This window comes from Streptomyces sp. S.PNR 29, from assembly GCF_030386795.1.
Lineage (GTDB): Bacteria > Actinomycetota > Actinomycetes > Streptomycetales > Streptomycetaceae > Streptomyces.
The window spans coordinates 142,968-167,374 of sequence record NZ_JANUQM010000014.1; the positions used below are offsets into that span (position 1 = coordinate 142,968).

A 24,407-nucleotide genomic window follows, 5' to 3' on the forward strand; every position below is an offset into this window, starting at 1 on the left:
CTCCGGGTGAAGGGAAGGACGGTGTCGGCGTGGTGGGAACGCCCTGAACGCGCTCCCTGGTGGTCGATGGGTGACCGGCGCTGGCTCCCCCTTCTCGCCGCCACTCGGCGCTCTGTGCGCCCCCTGTGCGCCGGCTCGATCCTGCGGCGGTCCGTGGAATTCCAGCACAGTGCCGGATCTCCAACAAGGCCCGTAGGCCATGCCGTGACCTACGTGACACGACGTGAGGGGTGAGTCACCGGCGGTAGAAAGAGCACTCACGCAAAACGGACATGTACCCGCGAGTTGCGAGGGTGCGAGAGGTGTCCCAGTCGCCATGATCAGGAGCGGAATGATGGCTTCAGGGGGGCAATGTCCGTTTAGGGGTGGTGAGCCGCAGGTCCGAATTGACCGGTTTACCCATGGTTAAGTGAGCAAACTCACATGCGGATGGGGAGCCCTCCGTGCCTTCCGCGGGGAATCGCATGTTTAGCCTGACGCTTTACAGAGATGGCAAAACCGACAACCCGCGCCTTGTGGGAGGCCTGGCCTCCCGGCGCCCGTACAGGACAGGGTCTCGTACAACCGTGAAGACGACGATGATGTTCCGCCAGATCGCCAACCCGCGACGCACGACGCTGGCGCACCTGAAGGACGCCGACGAACTGCAGACGCCGGAGCAGCCGGAGCACCCCGTCGAGCTCCCCACCCAGACCGCGAACCCCAAGCGCACCGTCCTCATGGAGGTCCCCGTCCAGACCTCCGCCTCAGCGTAGTAGTACGCCGTAGTACGCACGCGGGCCGCCTCCTGCTCAAGGCGGCCCGCCCCTGTGCGCCGTAATGCGCGAGGCCCGGCCCCCCTGCCGCGTTAGCCTGGAGCGTCAGACTCCAGCCAGCTCAGTCAAGGGGCCAAGCACCCGTGCGCATCGCCAGGTTCTCCATCGACGGGAACGTCGCCTTCGGCGCGGTCGAGGGCGACAAGCCGGACGAGCTCGTCCTCGACATCATCAAGGGCATCCCGTTCGCGGACTTCGAGCTCTCCGGCACGAAGGTCCCGCTGAGCAAGGTCCGGCTGCTGCCGCCCGTGCTCCCCAACAAGGTCGTGGCCTTCGGCCGCAACTACGCCGAGCACGCGAAGGAGCTGGGCAACGAGGTGCCCGACGCCCCGTTCGCCTTCTTCAAGCCCTCCACCTCGGTGATCGGCCCCGGCGACGAGATCCAGTACCCCTCCTTCTCCGAGGAGCTCCACCACGAGGCCGAGCTGGCCGTGGTGATCGGCCGCATGTGCCGTGAGGTCCCGCGCGAGCGCGTCAGGGACGTGATCCTCGGCTACACCTGCGCGAACGACATCACCGCCCGCGACGTCCAGCGGCGCGAGAAGCAGTGGGCCAGGGCCAAGGGCTTCGACAGCTCCTGCCCGCTCGGCCCCTGGGTGGAGACGGACCTGGAACCGTCCGACCTCACCATCCAGCTCACCGTCAACGGGCAGCAGCGCCAGCTCGGCCGGACCAGCGAGATGATCCACCCCATCGAGGATCTGATCGTCAACATCTCCGAGGCCATGACGCTGCTCCCCGGCGACGTGATCCTCACGGGCACCCCCGCGGGGGTCGGCCCCCTCAACGTCGGCGACGAGGTCGCCGTCACCATCGAAGGCATCGGCACTCTCACCAACAAGGTTGTCAAGCGTGGCTAGCGCACCCGTCCGCGTACGTTTCTGTCCGTCGCCCACCGGTAACCCCCATGTGGGCCTGGTCCGCACCGCCCTGTTCAACTGGGCGTTCGCCCGGCACCACGGCGGCACCCTGGTCTTCCGCATCGAGGACACCGACGCGGCCCGCGACTCGGAGGAGTCGTACGACCAGCTGCTCGACTCGATGCGCTGGCTGGGCTTCGACTGGGACGAGGGCCCCGAGGTCGGCGGCCCGCACGCGCCGTACCGCCAGTCGCAGCGCATGGACCTCTACCGGGACGTGGCGCAGAAGCTGCTGGACGGCGGTCACGCCTACCGCTGCTACTGCTCCCAGGAGGAGCTGGACACCCGCCGCGAGGCCGCCCGCGCCGCCGGCAAGCCGTCCGGCTACGACGGCCACTGCCGGGACCTGAGCCCCGAGCAGGTCGAGGAGTACCAGGCCCAGGGCCGCACCCCGATCGTCCGCTTCCGCATGCCCGACGAGACAATCACCTTCACGGACCTGGTCCGCGGCGAGCTGACGTTCACACCGGAGAACGTGCCGGACTACGGCATCGTGCGCGCCAACGGCGCCCCGCTCTACACGCTCGTGAACCCGGTCGACGACGCCCTGATGGAGATCACCCACGTGCTGCGCGGCGAGGACCTGCTCTCCTCGACCCCGCGCCAGATCGCCCTCTACAAGGCGCTGATCGAGCTCGGCATCGCGAAGCGGATCCCGGAGTTCGGTCATCTGCCGTACGTGATGGGCGAGGGCAACAAGAAGCTCTCGAAGCGGGACCCGCAGTCGTCGCTGAACCTCTACCGCGAGCGCGGCTTCCTCCCCGAGGGCCTGCTCAACTACCTGTCGCTGCTGGGCTGGTCCCTCTCGGCCGACCAGGACATCTTCACCACGGACCAGATGGTCGCGGCCTTCGACATCAAGGACGTGAACCCCAACCCGGCCCGCTTCGACCTGAAGAAGTGCGAGGCGATCAACGGCGACCACATCCGCATGCTGGATGTGAAGGAGTTCACCGAGCGCTGCCGCCCGTGGCTGCAGGCCCCGTTCGCCCCCTGGGCCCCGGAGGCCTTCGACGAGGCCAAGTGGCAGGCCATCGCCCCGCACGCACAGACCCGCCTGAAGGTCCTCTCGGAGATCACGGACAACGTCGACTTCCTGTTCCTCCCCGAGCCGGTCGAGGACGAGGCGAGCTGGGCCAAGGCCATGAAGGAGGGCAGCGACGCGCTGCTGAGCACGGCCCGCGAGAAGCTCTCCGCGGCCGACTGGACCAGCGCCGAGTCGCTCAAGGAGGCCGTCCTGGCCGCCGGCGAGGTCCACGGCCTGAAGCTCGGCAAGGCCCAGGCCCCCGTCCGCGTCGCCGTCACCGGCCGCACGGTCGGTCTGCCGCTCTTCGAGTCCCTTGAGGTCCTGGGCAAGGAGAAGTCGCTGGCCCGCATCGACGCGGCGCTGGCCAAGCTGACGGCGTGATGTGACGCACGCGCGCGTGAGGGGCGGCACCCGGACCCGGGTGCCGCCCCTTCGCCGTTCCCCGGACGCGTCCGCCACCCACGCGTTACCGTCGGATCATGAGCATCCGCGCCGTGGTCTGGGACATCGACGACACCCTTTTCGATTACACGACCGCGGACCGCCTGGGCATGCGCGACCATCTGACGGCCGAGGGCCTGCTCGACGAGTACGACAGCGTCGAGCAGGCCATCGCACAGTGGCGGGCGATCACCGACGAGCAGTGGGCCCGGTTCTCGGCCGGGGAGGTCTCCTTCCAGGACCAGCGGCGCGACCGCGTACGGGTGTTCCTGGGCGAGGAGCTGAGCGACGCCGAGGCCGACGCGTGGTTCGAGCGGTACATCGGGCACTACGAGACGGCCTGGGCCCTCTTCCCGGACGTCCTGCCCGCCCTCGACGCCCTCGCCGCCAGCCACCGGCACGCGGTGCTGTCCAACTCCAGCATCCACGTCCAGGACCGCAAGCTGCGCGTCCTCGGTGTCCACGACCGCTTCGAGGCGATCCTGTGCGCCGCCGAACTCGGTGTCTCCAAGCCCGAGGCCCGGGCCTTCCTGGCGGCCTGCGAGGCCCTGGGCCTGCCCCCGCAGCAGGTGGCGTACGTCGGCGACCACCCGGAGATCGACGGCCGCGGCGCCGCCGACGCCGGGCTGCTGTCGGTGTGGATCGACCGAGGTGACGCGTACGCGGCCGTCGAGCCGCCCGTGGGGCCACGCCGTATCGCGTCCCTCGCCGAACTCCCCGCGATCCTCGGCGCCGATACTCGTTTTGGAGCCCCGTCCACCTTCGGGTAATGTTCTTCCTGCGCCGCCGGGGAGCGGGCCGGAAGGCCGGAACCCCAGGCGCAAAGCTAGAACAAGATCCCCTCTGGGGCTTGCGTTCCAGTGGCCTATGGTGTAATTGGCAGCACGACTGATTCTGGTTCAGTTAGTCTTGGTTCGAGTCCAGGTAGGCCAGCTCGCAGAGCTTATCTGCGCCCGCGGATATCATCCGCAAGCCCCCGTTGTGTAGCGGCCTAGCACGCTGCCCTCTCAAGGCAGTAGCGCCGGTTCGAATCCGGTCGGGGGTACGGATCCTTCGGGATCAAGGCCCCCGTTGTGTAGCGGCCTAGCACGCCGCCCTCTCAAGGCGGTAGCGCCGGTTCGAATCCGGTCGGGGGTACTGACTGGTCTAAACCATCATTGGTCTATGGTGTAATTGGCAGCACGACTGATTCTGGTTCAGTTAGTCTTGGTTCGAGTCCAGGTAGACCAGCTCGGACCTGCGGAAACGCAGAGTCCACGCCCCCGTTGTGTAGCGGCCTAGCACGCCGCCCTCTCAAGGCGGTAGCGCCGGTTCGAATCCGGTCGGGGGTACGCACAGCGAAGGCCCTCCGCTTCGGCGGGGGGCCTTCCGCGTTCCCCGGGTCACTTCCCGCTGAACCTGCGGCCCGACTCCGCCGCCTCCGCGAGCCGGCGCAGGCTGAGCAGTACGGGCTCGTACAGCACGGTCAGCGCGACCGCGGCCTCCACCTGCTCGTCCGGCGTCCCGTACCGCTCCACCAGATCCAGGTCGGTCACGGCGATGCGCTCCATCGCGCGGGCGTACGGCTCCAAGTCGTCGACACCGCACGGGTACCCGAGCCGCGACAGCGTGGCGATCGCGGTGACCAGCATCCGGTAGGCGGGGGAAGCCGCCTCTCCCGACTCTCCGTAGCCCCATCCGAGCCGTTCCAGCAGCGTGTCGGCGCTGCGCCGGGCCGCCTCTGTGGCGGGGTCGCCCTCGTCCGGTTCGGGGCCGTGCGGCAGCGCCCACACGGCGGTGCCCAGGCGCTCGTGCCGGTCCAGTTCCTCGTCCCCCAGGGCGGTGAGCACCTCCCGGGCTGAGCTCACCGGGATCCGCCCCACCTGGATCAGTGCTCGCACCAGCCTCAGGCGCCGCAGATGCTCCTCGTCGTACTCGGCCTGTGTGGCCGTGACCCGGCGGCCGGGGTGCAACAGGCCTTCGCGCAGGTAGTACTTGATCGTCGCCGTGGAGACGCCGCTGCGTGCGCTCAGCTCCGCCAGTTGCATATCCGCCCCACACCTGCTTTCCGCTTGCGTTCGCTCATGGAGAGTGCCACTATCCAAACATGGATAGCGACGCTATCCAATCTTCTCGGGTCGGACGAGGAACGTTGGGGGACGTGATGAGCACCAAGCCGATCGAAGGGCGTATGACCGCGGCGGGACAGGACGATGTCGTCGTCTTCCTCATCGGGATGCGGATCAACAGCTTCGCCGCACTGCGCAGTTGGCTCCCGGTGGCCAAGGCCATGGGTCCGATGCTCGCGGAACTGTCGCGGGAGAAGGGCAGCGGGCTGCTCCACTACCAGACCCTGCTGGGCTTTCCGCGCGTGCTGTACCTCGTGCAGTACTGGGACTCGAAGGAGAAGCTCCTCGCGTACGCCTCCGCGCCGGACAAGCGGCACCGGCCGGCCTGGGCCGCCTTCAACCGGCGGCTGCGTGAGGGCAGGGGGAAGGTCGGCTTCTGGCACGAGACCTACGTCGTGCCGGCCGGGTCGTACGGGTCGATCTACCTGAACATGCCCGAGTTCGGGCTGGGCAGGGCCACGGGAGTGGTGCCCGTCGGGCGCCGGGGCGATCGGGCCGCTGAGCGGCTCCGGATGTCCTAGGCCGTTGGGGAGGACCTGCCGCGGCGTTGAGGCCGGTCCTTCCCCGGACGTGTCGGCAGACGGTCAGCCGGAGCGGCGCAGGGCCTCCGAGAGGCGGGCGGCGGCGTCGATGACCGCCTGGGCGTGCATACGGCCCGGGTGGCGCGTCAGACGCTCGATGGGGCCGGAGACCGAGACGGCGGCCACCACGCGGTTGGAGGGGCCGCGTACGGGGGCGGAGACGGACGCGACGCCCGGCTCCCGCTCGCCGATGGACTGGGCCCAGCCCCGGCGCCGTACTCCCGACAGGGCGGTCGCCGTGAAGCGGGCGCCCTGCAGGCCGCGGTGCAGCCGCTCCGGCTCCTCCCAGGCCAGCAGGATCTGGGCGGACGAGCCGGCCTTCATCGTGAGCGTGGAACCCACCGGGACCGTGTCCCGAAGGCCGGACAGGCGCTCCGCCGCGGCGACGCAGATACGCATGTCGCCCTGGCGGCGGTAGAGCTGCGCGCTCTCGCCCGTGATGTCCCGGAGGTGGGTGAGTACGGGGCCGGCGGTGGCCAGGAGGCGGTCCTCGCCCGCCGCCGCGGCCAGCTCGGCCAGACGCGGGCCCAGAATGAAACGGCCCTGCATGTCGCGCGCCACCATGCGGTGGTGTTCCAAGGCCACGGCCAGGCGGTGAGCCGTGGGTCGTGCCAGCCCGGTGGCCCCGACCAGACCCGCGAGGGTGGCCGGACCGGACTCCAGAGCGCTCAGGACGAGGGCCGCCTTGTCCAGAACGCCGACGCCGCTACTGTTGTCCATGCAACGATACTTGCGTCTCACTCTGTGAAACGCAAGTTCAATTTTCCGTGGAACGCGCCACCCTGGATGGCACGAAGTCACAAAGGCCCGTGACGTACGGGCCTGGCGGCGGATGCCCGGAATCAGGGGCGACGGGAGCCGCCTCCTCAAGATCTCTAGTTGGGCCGGCGGATCGTCGTCGGCCGGAGGGAACAGCGATGGGTAGGACACTCGCGGAGAAAGTCTGGGACGACCATGTCGTCCGGCGCGCCGAGGGCGAGCCCGACCTTCTCTTCATCGATCTGCACCTGCTGCACGAGGTGACCAGCCCGCAGGCCTTCGACGGCCTCCGCAAGAGCGGCCGCACGGTGCGCCGCCTCGACCTCACCATCGCGACCGAGGACCACAACACCCCGACCCTCGACATCGACAAGCCCATCGCCGACCCGGTCTCCCGCGCCCAGCTGGAGACGCTGCGCAAGAACTGCGCCGAGTTCGGCGTCCGCCTGCACCCGCTCGGCGACGTCGAGCAGGGCGTCGTGCACGTCGTCGGCCCGCAGCTGGGCCTGACCCAGCCCGGCACGACCGTCGTCTGCGGTGACTCGCACACCTCCACGCACGGCGCCTTCGGCGCGCTGGCGTTCGGCATCGGCACCTCCCAGGTGGAGCACGTGCTGGCCACCCAGACGCTGCCCATGGCCCGCCCGAAGACCATGGCGATCACGGTCAACGGCGAACTGCCCGAGGGCGTCACGGCCAAGGACCTGATCCTGGCGATCATCGCGAAGATCGGTACCGGGGGCGGCCAGGGCTACATCCTGGAGTACCGCGGCGAGGCCATCGAGAAGCTCTCGATGGAGGCCCGGATGACCATCTGCAACATGTCGATCGAGGCCGGCGCCCGCGCGGGCATGATCGCCCCGGACGAGACGACCTTCGCGTACATCAAGGGCCGCGCGCACGCCCCCCAGGGCGCCGACTGGGACGCGGCGGTGGAGTACTGGAAGACGCTGCGCACCGACGACGACGCCGAGTTCGACGCCGAGGTGGTCATCGACGCCGCGGAACTGTCGCCGTTCGTCACCTGGGGCACCAACCCCGGCCAGGGCGCGCCGCTTTCGGCGTCCGTCCCCGACCCGGCTTCGTACGAAGACGCTTCGGAGCGCTACGCCGCCGAAAAGGCCCTGGAGTACATGGGGTTGGAGGCCGGACAGCCGCTGCGCTCCATCAAGGTGGACACCGTCTTCGTAGGCTCCTGCACCAACGGCCGCATCGAGGACCTGCGCGCCGCCGCCGAGATCCTCAAGGACCGCAAAGTCGCCGACGGCGTACGCATGCTGGTCGTCCCGGGCTCCGCTCGCGTGGGTCTGCAGGCCGTCTCCGAGGGTCTGGACGTGGTCTTCAAGGAGGCCGGCGCCGAGTGGCGGCATGCGGGCTGCTCGATGTGTCTGGGCATGAACCCCGACCAGCTGGCCCCGGGTGAGCGCTCCGCGTCCACCTCCAACCGCAACTTCGAGGGCCGGCAGGGCAAGGGCGGCCGCACCCACCTGGTGTCGCCGCAGGTGGCCGCCGCGACGGCCGTCCTCGGTCACCTGGCCTCCCCGGCCGACCTGTCCGCCGCCGACGCCCCCACGCCCGCTGGAGTCTGATCAGTCATGGAAGCATTCACCACGCACACCGGCCGGGCCGTCCCGCTGCGCCGCAGCAACGTCGACACCGACCAGATCATCCCCGCCCACTGGCTCAAGAAGGTCACGCGGGACGGGTTCGAGGACGGGCTGTTCGAGGCCTGGCGCAAGGACCCGGAGTTCGTGCTCAACCGCCCCGAGCGGCAGGGCGCCACGGTGCTGGTCGCCGGCCCCGACTTCGGCACCGGCTCCTCCCGTGAGCATGCCGTGTGGGCGCTGCAGAACTACGGCTTCAAGGCCGTGATCTCCTCGCGCTTCGCCGACATCTTCCGCGGCAACTCCCTGAAGAACGGCCTGCTCACGGTGGTTCTGGAGCAGAAGATCGTGGACGCGCTGTGGGAGCTCACGGAGAAGGACCCCGAGGCCGAGATCACGGTCGACCTGGTCGAGCGCGAGGTGCGCGCCGAGGGCATCGCCGCCTCCTTCGAGCTGGACGAGAACTCCCGCTGGCGGCTGCTGAACGGCCTCGACGACATCTCGATCACGCTCCGGAACGAGGACGACATCGCCGCGTACGAGGCGAAGCGCCCGTCCTTCAAGCCGCGGACGCTCCAGGTCTGACCAGGCCGTCGCCCGCAAGGCGACTTTCGGCCACTTCAACATCCCCGCTGTACCCCCGATCAGCCCGATCGGGGGTACAGCCGTTTCTTGACCCATCCGCCTCACCTGCAACGGGGCCGTTCTCAACTTCCCACGTTATGCCGGTGGTTGTTGGGGTACGCGAGGGTTGTAGCCACGGCTTCCGCATGTGCCTGGAAGGCCGTCTGAGGCGGCAGTTGCCCCCTGCGCAGGCGACAACTCGCCCCAGATGGCACAATCTGTGCATGGAACACGACGGCCAACTCGAGCTCTATGCGGCGGTCGCGGTCCAACTCAAGGAAGCGCACGCAAAGGTGCGCGCACTGCAAGTCCCGGAGGGCGTACGGATGGCGCTGACCCGGAAGCTGCTGGTCATTACGGCCGCGGCCAAACACGATCTCGCCGACGCGGCAAGGCGGCTGGAGCGGTTCAACGCGGACCTCGACGAGGGTCGACTCCCCGACGAGGAACGCTGAACGGGCCGGGACAGTCGAGTCCGCTGCGGCACAAGGGTGATAAGCCCGTTTCGTGTTTGATTTGCGGTATATATCTGCCTAACGTGCGAAAAAGCTTGAACACTTTCGTTCTGGCAATGTCTCCGAAGGGGAAGACGTGAACAAGGCGCAGCTCGTAGAAGCGATTGCCGACAAGATGGGTGGCCGCCAGCAGGCCGCCGATGCTGTCGACGCTGTCCTGGACGCCATCGTCCGCGCGGTGGTCGGGGGTGACCGGGTCTCGGTCACCGGCTTCGGTTCGTTCGAGAAGGTCGACCGGCCGGCCCGCTACGCCCGCAACCCCCAGACGGGCGAGCGGGTTCGGGTCAAGAAGACCTCCGTTCCGCGCTTCCGCGCGGGTCAGGGCTTCAAGGACCTGGTGAGCGGCTCGAAGAAGCTGCCGAAGGGCGACATCGCCGTCAAGAAGGCGCCCAAGGGCAGCCTCACCGGTGGTGCTGCCGCGACGGTCAAGAAGGCCGCCGCGAAGAAGGCCACCACGAAGACGGCCGCCGCGAAGAAGACGACCGCGAAGAAGACGACGGCCAAGAAGACCACGGCCGCCGCCAAGAAGACGACGGCCAAGAAGGCGCCCGCCAAGAAGACCACGGCGACCGCCAAGACCACCGCCGCGAAGAAGACCACCGCCAAGAAGGCCCCGGCGAAGAAGGCGACGGCCAAGAAGGCCCCCGCCAAGAAGGCGACGGCCCGCAAGACCACCGCCAAGAAGACCACTGCCCGCAAGAGGTAGGGGCGCCAGGGCACTCACGCGCCGGGCCGGACTCCCTGTCGGAGTCCGGCCCGCGGTGCGTTCGCATGGTGCGGCAGGTGCTGGAGGGTTCAGAGGGTCTGCAGCGTCACCAGGGTGATCCGCCGGCCCTGGCCCTCGCCCTCGGTCTCGATGCGCACCCGCTGCCCGGGACGCAGCAGCCTCAGCCCCCCGGCGTCGAAGGCCGCCGCGTCGAAGGGTACGGGAGTGCCGTCGTCCAGGAGCACCTGCCCGCTGCGGCTTTCGGGGTCGTACGTGTATGCGGTCGCCTGCATGACGGCAGCCTACTGCCCCGGGATCAGCAGCCGCGCGGCCATCGCGGCCGTGCAGGGACCCACCCCCAGCGCCAGCGCGGCCCGCAGGTCGTCGCCGGTGTCCACGTCCTGCCGTACGGAATCCACCGCGTCGAGGCGGAGTTCCGCCGCCCCGGACGCGCGATGGCGGGCCCGGGAGTCGGTGCCGAAAGCCGGACGCAATTCCCGGCCCGGAGCGGCGGCCAGCAGAGTCGTCCCGATTGCGGCCGCATCGGGCAGAAAAGCGCGCGGGAATTGTGCGGCCGCGTCCAGAACGCGGGCCAATTCCCGGGGACGCAGCGCCGGGAGATCGGCGTTCAGGGCCGCCACGGGGCTTTCGGGCCGCGACGCCCTCACGACCGCCGCCGCGTGCGCCAGAGCGGCGTTCAGGCCGCCGCCCGGCTCGTCGGGGACGATCCCGGCCCCCAGCGCGGCCAGCTCACGGCCGGCCACGGCGTCGTCCGTGACGACTGCCACATCCCGTACGGCCGCACAGGCCAGCACCGCCGCCACGGTGTCCTGGGCGAAGGCGAGGGCGAGACCCGGACGCAGCCCGTCGTCCGCCGTGTCCGCGAGCCTGCTTTTGGCTCGCGCCAGGGGCTTGAGCGGTATGACCACGATCCACTGCACAGATGTTCGTCCCTCTCTTGTCGCGGCCATTGTCACCCGGCGCATCCGGTCGCCGCGGTGTCGGGGCGTACGGTGTTCTCGACAGACCGGCGGCCTGGGGCGACACTTGTGCGGCCCCCCTGGCCCCTGGTTCCAGGCCCTAGAGGAAGGTGTCCGCGTGCCCCGCCGCAGAATCGGCTTCTGGTACCGCTTCGCCGCGGTGATCTGTAAACCGCCGCTGGTGCTTCTGCTCAAGCGGGACTGGCGTGGAATGGAGAACATTCCGGTCGACGGCGGATTTATCACGGCTGTTAACCATAATTCACACATTGATCCCTTCGCGTACGCGCACTTTCAGTACAACACCGGGCGCGTGCCGCGATTCCTGGCAAAGAGCGGTCTTTTCAAGAAAGGCTTCGTCGGAGCCGCCATGCGCGGCACCGGGCAGATCCCCGTCTACCGCGAGAGCACGGACGCGCTCAGCGCCTTCCGTGCCGCCATCGACGCCGTGGAGCGCGGCGAGTGCGTCGCCTTCTACCCCGAGGGCACCCTCACCCGCGACCCGGACGGCTGGCCCATGACCGGCAAGACCGGTGCCGCACGCGTCGCCTTGCAGACCAAGTGCCCGGTCATCCCGGTCGCCCAGTGGGGCTGCAACGAACTGCTGCCGCCGTACGCCAAGAAGCCGCACCTCCTCCCGCGCAAGACCAGCCGCGTGCTCGCGGGACCGCCCGTGGACCTCTCGCGCTTCTACGACAAGGAGATGACCGCGGAGCTCCTGAAGGAGGCGACCGAGGTCATCATGGCCGCCATCACCCGCCAGCTGGAGGAGATCCGCGGCGAGAAGGCGCCGGACACCCCCTACGACCCACGCCGGGAGCGGATCGAGCAGCGCCGCAGGACGCAGGCGCAGACGCAGACGCAGCGGAACGCCGTACAGGCCGGACAGGAAGAGGGGCGGGGCAAGTGAGCAAGCCGGTCAAGGCGGCGGTCTTCAGCGCCGGTTCGTGGGGCACGGCGTTCGGCATGGTGCTCGCCGACGCGGGCTGCGAGGTCGTCCTGTGGGCGCGCCGCCCGGAGGTCGCGGAAGCGATCAACTCCACCCGGATCAACCCCGACTATCTGCCGGGCGTCGAGCTGCCGGAGAACCTGCGGGCCACCACGGACCCGGCCGAGGCCGCCGCGGACGCCGACTTCACCGTCCTGTCGGTCCCCTCGCAGACCATGCGCGGCAACCTCGCCGAGTGGGCGCCGCTGCTCGCGCCCGACACCGTGCTCGTGTCGCTGATGAAGGGCATCGAACTCGGCTCCGCCATGCGGATGAGCGAGGTCATCGAGGAGGTGGCCAAGGTGCGCGCCGACCGCATCGCCGTGGTCACCGGGCCCAACCTCGCCCGCGAGATAGCCGCCCGCATGCCGGCCGCCTCGGTGGTCGCCTGCACCGACGAGGCCGTCGCCCAGCGGCTCCAGGCCGTCTGCCACACCCCGTACTTCCGCCCGTACACCAACACGGACGTGGTCGGGTGCGAACTCGGCGGAGCGGTGAAGAACGTCATCGGCCTCGCCGTCGGCATCGCGGACGGCATGGGACTCGGCGACAACGCCAAGGGCTCGCTCATCACCCGCGGCCTCGCGGAGACCACGCGGCTCGGTGTCGCCCTGGGCGCCGACCCGCTCACCTTCTCCGGACTCGCCGGCCTCGGCGACCTGGTGGCCACCTGCTCCTCGCCGCTGTCCCGCAACCACACCTTCGGGACCAACCTCGGCAGGGGCATGACCCTGCAGGAGACCATCGCGGTCACCAAGCAGACCGCCGAGGGCGTCAAGTCCTGCCAGTCGGTGCTGGATCTGGCCCGGCGGCACGGTGTCGACATGCCCATCACGGAGACGGTCGTCGGCATCGTCCACGAGGGCAAGCCGCCGGTGGTCGCGCTCAAGGAGCTGATGTCGCGCAGCGCGAAGCCCGAACGACGCTGAGCGAGCGGCCCCCCATGGCCTCTCGGCGCCGGCACGCCCCTTCGGCTCGCCCGCCGCCTGTCGCACGCTGTCTTGGGGCCCTACCAAGGGGTACTCTCATCGCGATATGAGCACCGAGAACCTCCCCCAGAGCCCAGAGCAGCCGTCCCGCAAGCCGCGTGTGGCCGTCGTGTTCGGCGGGCGCAGCTCCGAACACGGGATCTCCATGGTCACCGCCGGCGCCGTGCTGAGGGCCATCGACCGGACCAAGTACGACGTGCTGCCGATCGGCATCACCCGGGAAGGCCGTTGGGTGCTCACCGCCGACGAACCGGAACGCATGGCGATCACCGAGCGCCGTACGCCCAGCGTCGAGCAACTCGCCGAGTCGACCGAGGGCGGCGTGGTGCTGCCCGTCGATCCCGCCAGCCGCGAAGTCGTCTACACCGAGCCCGGGTCGGTCCCCAAGGCGCTCGGCGAGGTCGACGTGGTCTTCCCGGTGCTGCACGGCCCGTACGGCGAGGACGGCACCCTCCAGGGCCTCCTGGAGCTCTCCGGCGTGCCGTACGTGGGCTCCGGTGTGCTCGCCTCGGCCGTGGGCCAGGACAAGGAGTACATGAAGCGGGTGTTCGCCTCCTTCGGGCTCAAGGTGGGGCCGTACGTGGTGATCCGGCCGCGCGAGTGGGAGCGCGACGAGCAGGCCGCCCGCAAGAAGATCGTCGACTTCGCCGGTGAGCACGGATGGCCGCTGTTCGTGAAGCCCGCGCGCGCGGGCTCGTCGATCGGCATCACCAAGGTCGACGGCATCTCCGGCCTCGCCGAGGCGATCGAGGAGGCCCAGCGGCACGACCCGAAGATCCTCGTGGAGGCGGCGCTGCGCGGCCGGGAGATCGAGTGCGGGGTGCTGGAGTTCGAGGACGGCCCGCGGGCCTCCGTACCCGCCGAGATCCCGCCGCCCGACGCGCACGCCTACTACGACTTCGAGGCCAAGTACATCGACTCCACGCCCGGCATCGTGCCCGCGCCGCTGACGCCCGAGGAGACCGCCGAGGTGCAGAAGCTGGCGGTGGAGGCGTTCGAGGCGGCGTCCTGCGAGGGGCTGGTGCGTGCGGACTTCTTCCTCACCGAGGACGGCGAGTTCGTGATCAACGAGATCAACACGATGCCCGGTTTCACGCCGATCTCGATGTACCCGCAGATGTGGCAGGCGAGCGGGATCAGCTACCCCGAGCTGGTGGACCGGTTGGTGCAGGCGGCGCTGCGGCGGTCCACCGGGCTGCGCTGAGCGCCGGGCCCCGCGACGCCGGGATGATCCAAAGGACAGGGCCTAGTCGGCGATCCCTTCGGGGATCGCCTTCTTGACGGCCGGCGCCAGGTCGACCAGCACGCCGGAGGTGTCCCGCCCCTTCGGTACGGTGACCTCGACATACGCCAGCCGGTTCGCGGTGGTGAAACGGTACGCCCCGTCGTCCTGCTTCTCCATCAGCCAGTCCACGCCGTTCACGCCCCCGGCGAGGGCGTCCGGGTCGCCGCCTTCGGCCACCTTCGGGTCGATCATCTTCGGAGGCCGCGGGACACCGCAGCGCAGTATGATCGCCGGGCTTCCCCAGCCAGCCGTCAGCGCGGACGCGGGCTCGGGATCGTCGCGGCTCACATCGTCCACCTTCGCCGGCAGTACCTTGTCCAGGTTCCGGCACAGCTTCGTGACCTTCGTGTCCGGGCTGGGAACCGCCGCCGACCCGCTGTCGTCTGCTGAGGAGCAGCCCGCGGCGGTGATCAGCAGGACGAGCGCGGGCAGGCCGAGGAGCCGGTGACGGTAGGAGTTCACCGGCACAGGGTAGACGGGGGCTACAGATGGACGACCGGGCAGGTCAGGGTGCGGGTGATGCCGTCCACCTGCTGGACCTTCGCCACCACCATGCGGCCCAGGTCGTCGACCGTGTCGGCCTGGGCCCGCACGATCACGTCGTACGGGCCCGTCACGTCCTCGGCCTGGATGACTCCAGGGATCTTGCTGATCGTCTCGGCGACGGTCGACGCCTTGCCGACCTCCGTCTGGATCAGGATGTACGCCTGTACCACGGAACCTCCAGGGCGGCCACGAGGATCATGTGGGGAAAAGGAACGCCACGGTATCGCGTCGCCGCGCGCCGCGGGGAGACCTGCGGGGGTGGGGGCTCGCGCGCCGGGGCGCGGGGACGACACGAGTTGACGGTCACGTCGGTCGCGACGACGGTCTCTTCGACAACGACGACGGTCTCTTCGACCGTAACGAGGACCGTGATGACGCGCGACCGGGCACGGACAGGGACAGAAGGGGAGAAAGGGCAATGAAGGGCACTGTTGGTGAGCTCGGGGAGTTCGGGCTCATCAGGGAGCTCACCTCCCGTCTCACCACCACCCCGGCGGTCCGGGTCGGCCCCGGCGACGACGCCGCGGTGGTCGCCGCGCCCGACCGCAGGGTCGTGGCCAGCACCGACATCCTCGTGGAGGGCCGGCACTTCCGCCGCGACTGGTCCACGGCCTACGACGTGGGCCGCAAGGCGGCCGCGCAGAACCTCGCCGACATCGCCGCCATGGGCGCCGTACCGACCGCGCTGCTGCTCGGCCTGGTGGTGCCCGCCGAACTGCCGGTGACCTGGCCGAGCGAGCTGATGGACGGGCTGCGGGACGAGTGCCAGGTGGCGGGCGCCGCCGTGGTCGGCGGGGACGTCGTACGGGGCGACACGATCACGGTGTCGATCACCGCGCTCGGCGACCTGCGCAACCAGGAGCCCGTGACACGGGCCGGCGCGCAGCCCGGCGACCTCGTGGCGGTGACCGGCTGGCTGGGCTGGTCCGCGGCCGGGTACGCGGTGCTGTCCCGGGGCTTCCGCTCGCCCCGCGCCTTCGTGGAGGCCCACCGGCGCCCCGAGCCGCCGTACCACGCCGGCCCGGCCGCCGCCGCGCTGGGCGCGACCGCGATGTGCGACGTCAGCGACGGGCTGATCGCCGACCTGGGGCACATCGCCGAGGCCAGCAAGGTGCGCATCGACATCCGCTCCGGGGCGATCGACATCCCGACCCAGATGAACGACATCGGGCAGGCCGTCGGCGTCGACCCCATGCAGTGGGTGCTGACCGGGGGAGAGGACCACGCGATCGTGGCGACCTTCCCGCCGGACGTGAAGCTGCCCGCCCGCTGGAAGGTCATCGGCGAGGTCCTGAACCCCTCCGCGCTGCCCCAGGTGACGGTCGACGGGGCGCCGTGGACCGCCAAGGGCGGCTGGGACCACTTCGGGGACATCGAGTCATGAGCCTGCCGAGGGTCCTCACGGTGGCGGGCTCCGACTCCGGCGGGGGCGCGGGCATCCAGGCCGACCTGAAGACGATGCTCGCGCTCGGCGTGCACGGCATGAGCGTCGTCACGGCGGTGACCGCGCAGAACTCCCTCGGCGTGCAGGGCGCCTGGGAACTGCCCGTGGAGGCGGTGCGGGCCCAGTACCGCAGTGTGGTCGACGACATCGGCGTCCAGGCCGTCAAGACCGGGATGCTCGCCTCGGCCGGACTCGTCGAGGCGGTGGCGGAGTTGATCGGCGGGACGGACGCTCCGGCCGTCGTCGATCCGGTGGGGGTGTCGAAGCACGGGGATCCGCTGCTGGCCGCCTCCGCCCTGGACTCCGTGCGGTCGAAGCTGCTGCCGGTCGCGACCGTCGCCACGCCGAACCTCGACGAGGTGGCCCAACTGACCGGTGTGCGGGTCGAGTCGGAGTCCGGGATGCGCGAGGCCGCCGCGGCCGTGCTGGCGTACGGGCCGCGCTGGGTGCTGATCAAGGGCGGTCATCTGTCCGGAGAGGCCGTGGACTTGCTCACCGACGGCTCCGAGGAGCACTGGCTGCGCGCGCCGCGGTACGACAACCGGCACACGCACGGCACGGGCTGCACCCTCGCCTCCGCGATCGCCTCACAGCTCGCGAAGGGCCGGTCCGTGCCGGAGGCGGTGGCCGCGGCCAAGGAGTACGTCACTGGGGCGATCGCGGCCGGGTTCGCGCTGGGCGGGGGCATCGGGCCGGTGGATCATGGATGGCGCCTGCGGACGGGGAGCGGCGCGTAAACGCTTGCGCGAGCGTTGACGCGGGCTGCCGGAGGCGACCAGCGGGGCCTCACTGCGGCCTCGTCCCCGTCTGCGGGGCCCGGCGCCTGCGGAGGCGGAAGCTCAGCGACCTGGAGGGCGTGGGCGGCCCGGCGGGCGCTCAGCGCCGCACAGGCCGTCGTGTGGAGGCGGGAACGGCAAAAAGCCGGTCCACCGTCGGTGGACCGGCTCTGTGCAGCGAACCAGGCAGTGGCCGCGCGCGGATGGGGGTCCCCCCTGCTCCTTCGAGCCTGGGGGGAAGACGCGTCAGCGCGAGACCTTGCCGGCCTTGATGCACGAGGTGCAAGCGTTCACGCGCTTCGGCGTCCCGCCGACCACGGTACGCACACGCTGGATGTTCGGGTTCCAGCGGCGGGACGTACGGCGGTGCGAGTGCGAGATGTTGTTGCCGAAGCCCGGCCCCTTGCCGCAGACGTCGCAGTTGGCAGCCACGGGTCACTCCAAAGACTTCAGATGCACTTACGGTTAATCCCGGCATGCCGGGATCGAGATCTTAGGCTCCAAGAGCGGATCTGAGATCTGAGTGGCGCTGCCAGGGGGAAAGCCCGATCAGGATCGGACAACCGGAGCAGCATACAACGGCTGCGCCCGTACAACGAAACTACCATGGCAGCTCAGAGGCCCGCTCCCTGCACTCTTCCGTTCCGCACCCACCCTGGGTCTACGCTGCGTGCCACGTCCAGCAGCTCCAGGAGGCACAGGTGGCGCAGGTGCCGCAGAGGTTCTTCGATGCTCTCGCGGTGCGCACCTGGTGCGGTCTGGCGCTTCAGGCACTGGGGCGGGCGCGGGAGGAGATCGACTCGATCAACGTCTATCCCGTGGCGGACGGGGACACCGGTACCAACCTGTATCTGACCGTGGAGTCGGCCGCCGCCGCCGTGGAGGCGGTGTTCGCGGGCCACGAGGTGGGCTCCGCGCGCGCGGAGGCCTCCGTCGGGCCGTCACTGGCCGATGCCGCGCGGGCGATGGCGCACGGCGCGCTGATCGGGGCCCGGGGCAACTCCGGCACGATCCTCGCGCAGCTGCTGCGCGGCATGGCCCAGGTGCTCGCGGCCCAGGGTGAGAGTGCTCACACCGACGGACAGGCGCTGCGGCTCGCCCTGCGGCGCGCGGCCGACTCCGCCCGCCAGGCCGTCGCCCACCCCGTCGAGGGCACGGTCCTCACGGTCGCCTCGGCCGCCGCCGACGCGGCAGGCGGCGCCGAGGGCGACTGCGGATCGGTCGCCAGGGCCGCCTACGAGGGCGCCCGCGCGGCGCTCGCCGCGACGCCCGGCCAGCTGGCGGTCCTGGAGCGTGCCGGAGTGGTCGACGCCGGTGGACGGGGGCTGGTGGCGGTGCTCGCGGCCCTGGTGGAGACGTTCACGGGGGAGGCACCGCGGACGCCGGCGGCTTCGGGGCCGTACGCGCGCGTGGCGCACGGGGACGGTCATGCCGGCCAGGAGGCCCCCGAGGAGTGCGCGGCGGACGGGAGCGGTCCCGCCTTCGAGGTGATCTACCTCCTGGAGGCCGAGGACGCGGCCGTGGCCCGGCTGCGCACACGGCTCGACGCCCTCGGGGACTCCCTCGTCGTGGTCGGCGGCGACGGGCTGTGGAACGTCCATGTGCACGTCGACGACGCGGGCGCCGCCGTGGAGGCGGGCGTCGAGGCGGGACGGCCGTACCGGATCCGGATCACGCACTTCGGGGCGGGCGACGTACACACCACCGGCACCGAGCGACCGCCCCGGGAGCGGACCCAGCGGGCCGTGGTGGCCGTCGTGCCCGGCGAGGGCCTGGCCGGGCTGTACACCGAGGCCGGCGCGACCACCGTGCTCGCGCGCCCCGGCGAGCCGCCCGCGAGCGGGGAGCTCGTCGAGGCGGTACGGCGGGCCCACGCGCGCGAGGTCGTGCTGCTGCCGAACGACGCCGAACTGCGGCACACCGCGGCCGCGGCGGCCGAGCAGGCCCGCGCGGAGGGCGTCCGCGTGGCCCTCATCCCCACCCGCTCCGCGGTCCAGGGCATCGCCGCCCTCGCCGTGCACGAACCGGAGCGCCGCTTCGACGAGGACGTGGTGTCGATGACCTCGGCGGCCGGCGCCACCCGCTACGCCGAGGTCACCATCGCCGAACGCCAGTCCTGGACCATGGCCGGCATCTGTCAGGCCGGTGACGTCCTCGGCCTCATCGACGGCGACGTGGCCGTGATCGGCTCCGACATCACCGCCGCCGCGGAGACCGTCCTCGACCGCATGCTCCAGGCAGGCGGCGAGATGGTCACCCTCGTGCTGGGCGACGAGGCCCCCGACGCGATCGCCGAGCACCTCGAAGCTCGCGTGAGGGAGTCCTACCTCGCCGTCGACACGGTGGTGTACCGGGGCGGGCGGCAGGGAGCGCTGCTGCTGATCGGCGTGGAGTAGCGGCGCGCCAAAGCCTGTCGTCCTAGTAGTGCTTCGTTAGGTTCTGGGTTGTCCATGCCTGCTCCGCCATCAGCCGGAGCAGGTGCTCCGCCTCCGCGCGCCGGTCGCGCACCGCCTCCTCGTCGCCGTCCCAGTCGTCGTACGCCGCCAGCACCCCACGCGCGCGTGCGGTCGCCTCGGCAGGGCGGCCCAGGTCGGCCTCGAGCCAGCCGGCGGCGAGTTCGGCGCCGGTACGGCTGTGCAGGGCGGCGTCGCCGAGAGGGGCGAACACCTCGATCGCCCGCTCCATCTGGGTGAGGGCCTGCTCCAACGGGGCCCGGGCCGGGCCGTCCTCGGCGTTCCCGTCGACGGGCCGGGCGAGCAGGTCGCCGAACTGCCGGTGGGTGTGGCCGAGTTCGGCGACGAGCCGCTGCCGGGCCTCCTCGTCGGCCGCGGCGTCCAGCGCGGCCTCGCACTCCCGCACCGCGCCCGCCATCAACTCCCGTGCGCCGTCCCGGCCGCCCTCCGCGCGCAGCTCCAGCCACGCGCGGGCGCGCAGGGAACGGACCAGACCGGGCACGTTGCCGAGCTCACGCCACAGGTCGCCCGCGCGCGCGTAGGCCCGGTCCGCCTCCGCATGCAGCCCCGCCTGCCCGAGGGACTCGGCGGCGAGGTGCGCGAGGGTCGCGTGGTCCTGCTGCTCGGGCCAGTGCCGGGCGATCTCGGCGGCCTGCAGACGCCGTTCGGCGGCCGCGCGGTGCTCTCCCAGCTCGCTCAGACAGTCGCCCAGCCACCACTGTGTCTGGACGATCGCACCGTCGCCGTGCGTCTCGACCGTCAGATCCGGCAGCGCCGACTCCAGCACCTCCGCGGCCTCGGCCCACCGCTCCTGCCGCAGCAGGAACCCGCCGAGCTGGTGCCGCGCCCACGCGCCGAGCGTCGGCCCCTCACCGGCCTCGTCGGCCCAGTGCGCGGCCTCCAGGGCGTGTACGGCGGCCTCCCCGGCCTCGCCCCGCCCGCCGAGCACTTCGGCGAGCTGGAGGTGCAGCTGCGCCCTCCCGACCGCCTCCACATGCGGTCCGCCGTGCTCCAGGGCCGCCCGCAGCGCCCGTTCCGTCTCCGCGACGTCCCCGAGGTGGTGCGCGAGCTGGGCGAGCCGGGCCTCGTACTCCACCGCGAACCACGGCAGCCCCGCCCCGACGAACGCCTCCGCGGCCCGCGCGAACAGCCCCGCGGCCGCCTCCACGTCCCCGGCGCGGCCCGCCAGTTCCGCGAGCATCGCCTGTGCCTCCGCCGCCCGCGCGGCGAGCCGCACGTCCTCCCCGGTGCGTCCCTCGACGAGCGCCAGCACCTCCCGCACGGCCGCCTCGGCCTCGGCGGCGACCGTGTCCTCCACCGGCCCGTCGCCCTCGTGCACCCGTCGCATCAGAATCCGCGCCCGGCCCATCAGCACGGACGCCGCCTGCCGTACCCCCGTACCGCCCCGGGCGTACAGCGCGAGCGCCTCGCCACAGGGCTCCGCGACCGCCGCGAGGGCTTCGCCGATCTCGCCCCCCAGCGCCCGCACGTACGCCGCACGCGCGCGTGCCGCCAGCGCCTCCCCGGGGTCGCCGGCCTTCGCGTACAGCTCGGCCGCCCGCTCGAACAGCTCGGCGCCCTCGGGGCCGAGGCCCATCGCCTCGTGGTCGGCGATCTCCGCACGGTCACGCGCGTCCAGCTCGACGCCCTCCGCGGCCCGCGAGACCGCCGCCCACGCCTCCAGGGCGTTCGGCTGCAGGGTCTCCGACAGCCGCCGCGCCTCGGCGAGCAGAGCGGCGAGATCCCGCTCGCCGGGTGCCTCGACCACCGGGGGAGCCACAGGAGCCGGGACGGGCCGCGTCGTACGCACTCCCAGGGGCAGCCGTTCCACCAGTGGCGCCTGGTCCATACGCGCGCGTGCCCGCTCACTGACGTACGAGGTGCCGTTGCGCCGGTCGAAACGCGCCGCCAGCGCCAGGGCCTCCGCACGCGCGTGCGTGGCCAGTTCGCGCGCGGTCCACACCCGGCCGGACGGGCCGGGCACCTGCCGGTCACCCAGCCCCAGCCCGGTCAGGCGGTCCATGAGCAGGGCCACCACCGACATGAACTCCAGCTTGCTGCGCGGATGCCCGTCGTCCGTGAAGTACGCGGGCCGCTCGGCGAGCAGCTCAAGACCGCGCGCCTCGTTGCCGGTCAGCGCACAGAACTCCACGTGGTCCGCGTACGCGCCGCGCATGCTCTCCATGGCCCGCACGAGCCGGAAGCCCCGCAGATGGTGGGCGCGCGCCTCCTCCAGGCGGCCCAGCCTCAACAGCGGCACCAGCGAGGAGGCGAGGGCGGTGTGCGGCTCGTGGGCGCAGGTGAACTCGCCCTCCAGGACGGGCCGCCACAGCTGGAGGGCCTCCTCGTCCCGGCCGCGCTCGGCGTTCCACCAGCCCTGCCCGTGCAGCTCGCACGCGTGGCAGTCGGCCATGCCGTCCCGGTCGGCGGCCAGCCAGGCGGTGTACGCCCGCTCGGCCCGCGCCAGATCCCCCACGTGCGCCGCCACGCTGAACTCGGCGCTGCGCACGGCCCGTTCGGAGTGACCGGCGAGCCGGTAGCGGTGTTCCATCTCGCCGAGCCACTTCTCGATGGAGGCGAGCGGGATGTGCGGCTGGTCGAGCATGCCGGCCGACATCCACTTGAAGACCCAGTGCAGGGAGTGGGTCTCGTACTCGTCGAAGTCCTCGGGGCGCTCGTCCCACATGCGCAGCAGCCGCGCGAAGGGGACGAACATCTTGTCCTTCTCGGAGCTGTAGTTGTAGACCTTCAGCTGGTGCCCGAGCGCCTCTATCACCGCGAGCGGGATGTTCAGCTTCTCCGCCTCGGTGAGCAGCTGCTCCGCGCGCGCGTTGCGGGCCGGTCCCTCCGGCTGCTCGGAGTTCTCCGCCATCGCCAGGCGGAGGGAGTCGAAGTCCGTGATCCCAGCCATCAGTGACCGTCCTCGCTGTGCGTGGCCCACTCCAACAGGCCGATGAACGCCCGGTTCAGCAGCGCCGAGTCCGCCGGCCTGAGAGGCCGCTGCGCCATCAGCAGGGCCTGCCCGTACAGCGACTCGGTGGCGGTGCCGATCAGCTCCGGGTCACCGAGCGAACCGATCCGCCGCACCAGCGGGTTGAGGTGGTTGAGCACCAGACGCGCGCGCGGGGCGCTGCCGCGCAGCGAGCCGAGGATGCCCGCCCACAGCTCGTCCGCCTGCTCCTCCGCCTCCGCGCGGGCCTGCTCGTGCCGGGCCTGCCGGTCGTCCAGGTGCAGCGCGGGCACGGACAGGGGATGGAAGGCGCGCAGGACGACGTCACAGCCCAGCGGGTCCAGCTTGGCCCGCGCCGCCGCCAGGAAGCCCGACAGGGCCAGCTCCTCGCCCGGGTCGACCGCGTCCAGGTGCGCCGTCACCGTGTCCGCGTCCAGCTCGGCGACCACCGTGCCGGGCCGCACCGAGGGCAGCGCCTCCACCAGCTCGCTGTCGTAGGTGTAACCGCCGTTGATCACACCGATGCCCTGCGCGGAGGCGATCGGCGCGACCTGCCGGTACTCCTCGACGGTCCGCGTGAAGTGCACCACCGGGTGCCGCTGCGCGAACTCCTCCAGGGACAGCCGCCCGTCGGTGGTCTCGAAGGGCAGCCACGGCAGCATCGTGCGCAGCATCTCCCGGTCGTGCCGCGCCAGCGACTTCACGCCCAGGTAGTGCACCGACAGGAACGCCGCCAGCCGCTCCGGGTCACCGGCCGCCAGACCCGTCAGCCACGCGCGGATCCGCTCGCCCAGCGCCTCCCGCACGGCGGCCAGCGTCTCGTCCTCGTACAGCGACTCGCGCGAGGCCGTGGGCCGCAGGCTGTCGGTGTCCAGGACGCAGCGCACGAAGAACGCCCAGTCGGGCAGCAGCTGTTCGGCCCGCTCGGTCAGCAGCATGCCCTTCAGATGCACGCGGTGACGCGCGCGCTGGGCGGGGCTGACCGCCGACGGCAGGACGTAGGCCACCCCGCGGATCCCGGCCAGCGGCACGTCCAGGTCGATCGTGTCCAGCGGCGTGAAACCGAACAGGTCGTGGCAGTGGCGGGCGAGGGCCACCCGGCGGGTGGCGGGGGAGGGGTACGAGCGGTCCCAGGGCGCCGGCAGGTCGGTGACCGCCTCGTCGCCCACCCGCACGTCGTACGGCAGCAGCGAGCCGAAGTCCCGGGCCAGCTCCAGCACACGCTTCTCGGCCAGCCACTCGGTGGCCCCGGCCCGCGCCACCAGGTGCACGGTCGTGCCGGGCTCGGGCCGGGCCTCGTGCGGCAGGGTCCGTACGACGTACGAGCCGTCGTCGCGCGCCGTCCACTCCACGGGCGGCGCGTCCGGCGTACGGGCGCTGCGGCTGACGACGCGGATCCGCTCGGCGACCACGAAGCAGGCGAGCAGACCGATGCCGAACTGCCCGAGGAAGTCGGAACGCGCCTCCTGCAGCCCCTCGGCACGCTTGGAACTGCGCCCGATCGTGGCGAGCAGATGGTGCACGTCCGTCTCGCTGAGCCCCACGCCGGTGTCCTCCACGCGCAGGGCACCGCCGTCCGCGTACAGCCGCACCCGGGCCGGGGCGTCGGGCTGCTCCGCACGCCGGGCGGTGATGGCGTCGACCGCGTTCTGCAGCAGCTCGCGCAGGTAGACCTTGGGGCTGGAGTACAGGTGGTGGGAGAGCAGGTCCACCAGGCCGCGCAGGTCGACCTGGAACGTATGAGGTGGCTGAGGTGACTGGGGTGCCTGGGATGACTGTGAGGTCTGGGAGTCCATCGTCACAGCGCCGGTGGGGGGACGGGCGACGGCGCGGGGTCGGGCGGTCCCGGTGAGGCGGTGACCGCGGGGGATGGCCGGAGCGCGCCATCCTAAAGCC

Annotated in this window: 24 protein-coding genes and 5 tRNA genes; 20 read left to right on the top strand and 9 right to left on the bottom strand. The window is 71.2% G+C overall.

The window, feature by feature from the left end:
- The first annotated feature begins 566 nt into the window (after positions 1 to 566).
- The 9 genes from NW895_RS32240 to NW895_RS32280 all read left to right on the top strand — a co-directional run bounded on the left by NW895_RS32240 (position 567) and on the right by NW895_RS32280 (position 4,534).
- Positions 567 to 755, top strand: a complete 189-nt coding sequence (locus tag NW895_RS32240; protein WP_289940092.1) for a hypothetical protein — start codon at positions 567 to 569, stop codon at positions 753 to 755.
- A gap of 143 nt (positions 756 to 898) precedes the next feature.
- Positions 899 to 1,675, top strand: coding sequence for a fumarylacetoacetate hydrolase family protein (locus tag NW895_RS32245; protein WP_289940093.1), 777 nt, complete (start codon positions 899 to 901; stop codon positions 1,673 to 1,675).
- A complete protein-coding gene (gltX, locus tag NW895_RS32250; protein ID WP_289940094.1) occupies positions 1,659 to 3,143 on the top strand; it encodes a glutamate--tRNA ligase in 1,485 nt (494 codons plus the stop codon). Before NW895_RS32245 ends, gltX begins: the two co-directional genes overlap by 17 nt.
- 98 nt (positions 3,144 to 3,241) lie before the next feature.
- Entirely contained in the window at positions 3,242 to 3,973 is a 732-nt protein-coding gene (locus tag NW895_RS32255) for an HAD family hydrolase (RefSeq protein ID WP_289940095.1), read from the top strand.
- Between the two features lie 91 nt (positions 3,974 to 4,064).
- Positions 4,065 to 4,136, top strand: a tRNA-Gln gene (locus tag NW895_RS32260).
- A gap of 39 nt (positions 4,137 to 4,175) precedes the next feature.
- Positions 4,176 to 4,248: transfer RNA gene (locus NW895_RS32265), tRNA-Glu, on the top strand.
- Between the two features lie 19 nt (positions 4,249 to 4,267).
- Positions 4,268 to 4,340, top strand: a tRNA-Glu gene (locus tag NW895_RS32270).
- A 21-nt stretch (positions 4,341 to 4,361) separates the two neighbouring features.
- A tRNA-Gln gene (locus NW895_RS32275) sits at positions 4,362 to 4,433 on the top strand.
- A 28-nt stretch (positions 4,434 to 4,461) separates the two neighbouring features.
- Positions 4,462 to 4,534, top strand: a tRNA-Glu gene (locus tag NW895_RS32280).
- Between the two features lie 51 nt (positions 4,535 to 4,585).
- Here the strand turns inward: NW895_RS32280 and NW895_RS32285 are convergent.
- Positions 4,586 to 5,230 (bottom strand): MerR family transcriptional regulator, encoded by a 645-nt coding sequence (locus tag NW895_RS32285; protein ID WP_289940096.1) that lies wholly within the window; start codon positions 5,228 to 5,230, stop codon positions 4,586 to 4,588.
- 116 nt (positions 5,231 to 5,346) lie between these two features.
- Between NW895_RS32285 and NW895_RS32290 the strand changes: the two genes are divergently transcribed.
- Complete coding sequence (locus NW895_RS32290; RefSeq protein WP_289940097.1) at positions 5,347 to 5,832, top strand: DUF4188 domain-containing protein; 486 nt, start codon at positions 5,347 to 5,349, stop codon at positions 5,830 to 5,832.
- Between the two features lie 63 nt (positions 5,833 to 5,895).
- On the opposite strand, the gene ndgR is transcribed toward NW895_RS32290, so the two are convergent.
- Positions 5,896 to 6,612, bottom strand: a complete 717-nt coding sequence (gene ndgR, locus NW895_RS32295) for an IclR family transcriptional regulator NdgR (protein ID WP_039656563.1) — start codon at positions 6,610 to 6,612, stop codon at positions 5,896 to 5,898.
- Between the two features lie 197 nt (positions 6,613 to 6,809).
- Between ndgR and leuC the strand changes: the two genes are divergently transcribed.
- The 4 genes from leuC (at position 6,810) to NW895_RS32315 (ending at position 10,100) form a co-directional block, all read left to right on the top strand.
- Positions 6,810 to 8,240 carry a 3-isopropylmalate dehydratase large subunit gene (gene leuC / locus NW895_RS32300; protein ID WP_289940101.1) on the top strand — a complete coding sequence of 477 codons (1,431 nt, stop codon included), beginning with the start codon at positions 6,810 to 6,812 and terminating at the stop codon, positions 8,238 to 8,240.
- A gap of 6 nt (positions 8,241 to 8,246) precedes the next feature.
- Positions 8,247 to 8,840 carry a 3-isopropylmalate dehydratase small subunit gene (gene leuD / locus NW895_RS32305; protein WP_289940102.1) on the top strand — a complete coding sequence of 198 codons (594 nt, stop codon included), beginning with the start codon at positions 8,247 to 8,249 and terminating at the stop codon, positions 8,838 to 8,840.
- Positions 8,841 to 9,103: 263 nt separating this feature from the next.
- On the top strand, positions 9,104 to 9,334 hold the full coding sequence (locus NW895_RS32310) for a hypothetical protein (protein WP_289940103.1): 231 nt from the start codon (positions 9,104 to 9,106) through the stop codon (positions 9,332 to 9,334).
- 136 nt (positions 9,335 to 9,470) lie between these two features.
- Positions 9,471 to 10,100, top strand: coding sequence for an HU family DNA-binding protein (locus NW895_RS32315; RefSeq protein ID WP_289940104.1), 630 nt, complete (start codon positions 9,471 to 9,473; stop codon positions 10,098 to 10,100).
- Between the two features lie 89 nt (positions 10,101 to 10,189).
- On the opposite strand, the gene NW895_RS32320 is transcribed toward NW895_RS32315, so the two are convergent.
- The gene (locus NW895_RS32320) at positions 10,190 to 10,393 is read right to left on the bottom strand and encodes a hypothetical protein (protein WP_289940105.1); all 204 of its coding nucleotides are present in this window, start codon (positions 10,391 to 10,393) and stop codon (positions 10,190 to 10,192) included.
- Positions 10,394 to 10,402: 9 nt separating this feature from the next.
- Positions 10,403 to 11,041 (bottom strand): 2-phospho-L-lactate guanylyltransferase, encoded by a 639-nt coding sequence (gene cofC / locus NW895_RS32325; protein WP_289940108.1) that lies wholly within the window; start codon positions 11,039 to 11,041, stop codon positions 10,403 to 10,405.
- Between the two features lie 157 nt (positions 11,042 to 11,198).
- Between cofC and NW895_RS32330 the strand changes: the two genes are divergently transcribed.
- The 3 genes from NW895_RS32330 (at position 11,199) to NW895_RS32340 (ending at position 14,261) form a co-directional block, all read left to right on the top strand.
- The gene (locus tag NW895_RS32330; protein ID WP_289940110.1) at positions 11,199 to 11,990 is read left to right on the top strand and encodes a lysophospholipid acyltransferase family protein; all 792 of its coding nucleotides are present in this window, start codon (positions 11,199 to 11,201) and stop codon (positions 11,988 to 11,990) included.
- Positions 11,987 to 12,997 (top strand): NAD(P)H-dependent glycerol-3-phosphate dehydrogenase, encoded by a 1,011-nt coding sequence (locus tag NW895_RS32335; RefSeq protein ID WP_289940111.1) that lies wholly within the window; start codon positions 11,987 to 11,989, stop codon positions 12,995 to 12,997. The genes NW895_RS32330 and NW895_RS32335 overlap by 4 nt, the downstream gene beginning before the upstream one ends.
- A 106-nt stretch (positions 12,998 to 13,103) precedes the next feature.
- Entirely contained in the window at positions 13,104 to 14,261 is a 1,158-nt protein-coding gene (locus NW895_RS32340; RefSeq protein WP_289940112.1) for a D-alanine--D-alanine ligase family protein, read from the top strand.
- A gap of 42 nt (positions 14,262 to 14,303) precedes the next feature.
- Here NW895_RS32340 and NW895_RS32345 read toward each other — a convergent pair whose 3' ends face one another.
- A complete protein-coding gene (locus NW895_RS32345) occupies positions 14,304 to 14,804 on the bottom strand; it encodes a DUF3515 domain-containing protein (protein ID WP_289940113.1) in 501 nt (166 codons plus the stop codon).
- 20 nt (positions 14,805 to 14,824) lie between these two features.
- Positions 14,825 to 15,058 carry an Lrp/AsnC ligand binding domain-containing protein gene (locus NW895_RS32350; protein WP_003997603.1) on the bottom strand — a complete coding sequence of 78 codons (234 nt, stop codon included), beginning with the start codon at positions 15,056 to 15,058 and terminating at the stop codon, positions 14,825 to 14,827.
- A gap of 248 nt (positions 15,059 to 15,306) precedes the next feature.
- Here NW895_RS32350 and NW895_RS32355 point away from each other — a divergent pair, with 248 nt between their 5' ends.
- Positions 15,307 to 16,272: a thiamine-phosphate kinase gene (locus NW895_RS32355; RefSeq protein WP_289940114.1), complete on the top strand. Its 966-nt coding sequence runs from the start codon at positions 15,307 to 15,309 to the stop codon at positions 16,270 to 16,272.
- The gene (gene thiD / locus NW895_RS32360) at positions 16,269 to 17,069 is read left to right on the top strand and encodes a bifunctional hydroxymethylpyrimidine kinase/phosphomethylpyrimidine kinase (protein WP_289940115.1); all 801 of its coding nucleotides are present in this window, start codon (positions 16,269 to 16,271) and stop codon (positions 17,067 to 17,069) included. Before NW895_RS32355 ends, thiD begins: the two co-directional genes overlap by 4 nt.
- A gap of 285 nt (positions 17,070 to 17,354) precedes the next feature.
- Here thiD and rpmB read toward each other — a convergent pair whose 3' ends face one another.
- A complete protein-coding gene (gene rpmB / locus NW895_RS32365) occupies positions 17,355 to 17,540 on the bottom strand; it encodes a 50S ribosomal protein L28 (RefSeq protein ID WP_003993230.1) in 186 nt (61 codons plus the stop codon).
- Between the two features lie 269 nt (positions 17,541 to 17,809).
- Between rpmB and NW895_RS32370 the strand changes: the two genes are divergently transcribed.
- A complete protein-coding gene (locus tag NW895_RS32370; protein ID WP_289940117.1) occupies positions 17,810 to 19,504 on the top strand; it encodes a DAK2 domain-containing protein in 1,695 nt (564 codons plus the stop codon).
- 22 nt (positions 19,505 to 19,526) lie between these two features.
- Here NW895_RS32370 and NW895_RS32375 read toward each other — a convergent pair whose 3' ends face one another.
- On the bottom strand, positions 19,527 to 22,472 hold the full coding sequence (locus NW895_RS32375; RefSeq protein ID WP_289940118.1) for a tetratricopeptide repeat protein: 2,946 nt from the start codon (positions 22,470 to 22,472) through the stop codon (positions 19,527 to 19,529).
- Complete coding sequence (locus NW895_RS32380; RefSeq protein WP_289940120.1) at positions 22,472 to 24,307, bottom strand: HSP90 family protein; 1,836 nt, start codon at positions 24,305 to 24,307, stop codon at positions 22,472 to 22,474. The genes NW895_RS32375 and NW895_RS32380 overlap by 1 nt, the downstream gene beginning before the upstream one ends.
- Between the last annotated feature and the right edge of the window lie 100 nt (positions 24,308 to 24,407).